The organism is Nocardia farcinica, from assembly GCF_029867845.1.
Classification (GTDB): domain Bacteria; phylum Actinomycetota; class Actinomycetes; order Mycobacteriales; family Mycobacteriaceae; genus Nocardia; species Nocardia farcinica_A.
Window position 1 is genome coordinate 1 of record NZ_JARWRU010001243.1, and the last position, 3,246, is coordinate 3,246.

At 68.0% G+C, this 3,246-nt stretch carries 1 protein-coding gene; it reads left to right on the forward strand.

The window, feature by feature from the left end:
* Nucleotides 1-3,147 (forward strand): multifunctional oxoglutarate decarboxylase/oxoglutarate dehydrogenase thiamine pyrophosphate-binding subunit/dihydrolipoyllysine-residue succinyltransferase subunit (locus tag QH283_RS27800; protein WP_280505887.1); only part of this gene is annotated, 3,147 nt, incomplete at its 5' end.
* Nucleotides 3,148-3,246 lie beyond the last annotated feature (99 nt).

Consider the following 3,246-nt stretch of genomic DNA (forward strand, 5'->3'; position numbering starts at 1 on the left):
AACCGGCACTACGCCGAGATCGACGGCAAGCCGCACGCGATCACCCCCGCGCACACCAACCTCGGCCTCGCCATCGACCTGGCGGGCAAGGACGGCAACCGCTCGCTGGTGGTCGCGGCCATCAAGGGCGCCGACGAGATGAGCTTCGCCCAGTTCCACGCCGCCTACGAGGACATCGTCAAGCGCGCGCGTGACGGCAAGCTGACCGCCGAGGACTTCTCCGGCGTCACCATCTCGCTCACCAACCCCGGCACCATCGGCACCGTGCACTCGGTGCCGCGCCTGATGCCCAACCAGGGCGCGATCATCGGCGCGGGCGCGATGGAGTACCCGGCCGAGTTCCAGGGCATGAGCGACGAGCAGATCGCCGAGATCGGCGTCGGCAAGCTCATGACGCTGACCTCGACCTACGACCACCGCATCATCCAGGGCGCCGAGTCCGGCGACTTCCTGCGCACCATCCACAACCTGCTGATCTCCGACGAGTTCTACGACGAGATCTTCCACGGCCTCGGTGTGCCGTCCGAGCCGGTGCGCTGGCGCAAGGACATCAAGGAACGCGGCGTCGACAAGAGCACCCGCGTGCTCGAGCTGATCGAGGCCTACCGCAACCGCGGTCACCTGATGGCCGACACCGACCCGCTGCGCCTGGTCAAGGACAAGTTCCGCAGCCATCCCGATCTCGACGTCACCCAGCACGGCCTGACCCTGTGGGACCTCGACCGCGAGTTCAACGTCGGCGGCTTCCACGGCCAGGAGCGCATGAAGCTGCGCGACGTGCTGTCGGTGCTGCGCGACGCCTACTGCCGCCACGTCGGCGTCGAGTACACCCACATCCTCGACCCCGAGCAGTTGCAGTGGATCCGCGACCGGGTCGAGCAGCAGCACGTCAAGCCGACGGTCGCCCAGCAGAAGTACATCCTCAACCGTCTGAACGCGGCCGAGGCCTTCGAGACCTTCCTGCAGACCAAGTACGTCGGCCAGAAGCGCTTCTCGCTGGAGGGCGCGGAGTCGGTCATCCCGATGATGGACGCGGTGCTCGACCAGAGCGCCGAGCACAGCCTCGACGAGGTCGTCATCGGCATGCCGCACCGCGGTCGCCTGAACGTGCTGGCCAACATCGTCGGCAAGCCCTACTCGCAGATCTTCACCGAGTTCGAGGGCAACATGAACCCGGCGGCCACCCACGGCTCCGGCGACGTGAAGTACCACCTCGGCGCCGAGGGCACCTACCTGCAGATGTTCGGCGACAACGAGATCAAGGTCTCGCTGACCGCCAACCCCTCGCACCTGGAGGCGGTCGACCCGGTCCTCGAGGGCCTGGTGCGCGCCAAGCAGGACCTGCTCGACAAGGGCGACGGTCCCGAGGGCTTCTCGGTCATGCCGCTCATGCTGCACGGCGACGCCGCGTTCGCCGGTCAGGGCGTGGTGGCCGAGACGCTGAACCTGTCGGGCCTGCGCGGTTACCGCACCGGCGGCACCGTGCACATCGTGGTGAACAACCAGATCGGCTTCACCACCGCCCCGGAGAACAGCCGCTCCACCGAGTACTCCACCGACATCGCGAAGTTCATCGGCGCGCCGATCTTCCATGTCAACGGCGACGACCCGGAGGCCTGCGACTGGGTCGCGCGCCTTGCGGTCGACTTCCGGCAGAAGTTCCGCAAGGACGTGGTCATCGACCTGATCTGCTACCGCCGTCGCGGCCACAACGAGGGCGACGACCCGTCGATGACCCAGCCGTACATGTACGACGTCATCGACACCAAGCGCTCGGTCCGCAAGAGCTACACCGAGTCCCTGATCGGCCGCGGCGACATCTCGCTCAAGGAGGCCGAGGACGCGCTGCGCGACTACCAGGGCCAGCTGGAACGGGTGTTCAACGAAGTCCGTGAGCTGGAGAAATACCCGCCGGGCCCGTCGGAGTCGGTCGAGGACGACCAGCCGGTGCCCTCCACCGTGCACACGGCGGTCGACAAGTCGGTGCTGCAGCGCATCGGCGACGCCTTCATCAACGTGCCGGACGGCTTCAACGTGCACCCGCGCGTCAAGCCGGTGCTGGAGAAGCGTCGCGAGATGGCCTACGAGGGCAAGATCGACTGGGCCTTCGCCGAGCTGCTGGCCTTCGGCACGCTCATCGACGAGGGCAAGGCGGTCCGCCTGACCGGCCAGGACTCCCGCCGCGGCACCTTCACCCAGCGGCACGCGGTCATCATCGACCGCAAGACCGCCGAGGAGTACACCCCGCTGCACAACATCGGCAGCGAGAACCCGGGCTGGTTCGCCGTGCACGACTCGGCGCTGAGCGAATTCGCCGCCGTCGGCTTCGAATACGGTTACTCGCTGGGCAATCCCAACGCGCTGGTGCTGTGGGAGGCGCAGTTCGGCGACTTCGTCAACGGCGCGCAGTCCATCATCGACGAGTTCATCTCCTCCGGTGAGGCCAAGTGGGGTCAGCTCTCCGATGTGGTGCTGCTGCTGCCGCACGGCCACGAGGGCCAGGGCCCCGACCACACCTCCGGCCGCATCGAGCGCTTCCTGCAGCTGTGCGCGGAGGGCTCGATGACGGTGGCCATGCCGTCGACCCCGGCCAACTACTTCCATCTGTTGCGCCGCCACCACCACGACGGCATCCGCCGCCCGCTGATCGTCTTCACCCCGAAGTCGATGCTGCGCAACAAGGCCGTGGTCTCCGACATCAAGGACTTCACCGAGTCGAAGTTCCGTTCGGTGCTGGAGGAGCCCGGCTACGAGCAGGGCGTCGGCGATCGTTCGAAGGTCAAGCGCGTGCTGCTGACCAGCGGCAAGCTCTACTACGAGCTGGCCGCCGAGAAGGCCAAGCAGAAGCGCGAGGACGTGGCGATCGTCCGTGTCGAGCAGCTCTACCCGATGCCGAAGTTCCGTCTGAACGAGGCGCTGGAGAACTACCCGAACGCGACCGACCTCGCCTGGACCCAGGAGGAGCCGGCCAACCAGGGCGCCTGGCCGTTCTACGGCCTCAACCTGCCCGAGCACCTGCCGCAGCGTTTCGGCAAGCTGCGCCGCATCTCCCGCCGCGCCATGTCGGCCCCGTCCTCGGGTTCGTCCAAGGTGCACGCGGTGGAGCAGGCCGAGATCGTCGCCGAGGCCTTCCAGCCGACCAACTGATCTCCACTTCTCACGGCGCGGGGGGGGGGGGGGGGGGGGGGGGGGGGCGCGCCCGCCCCCCGGCGGGGGGGGGGGGAGGCGGGGGGGCGGGGGGGGGAG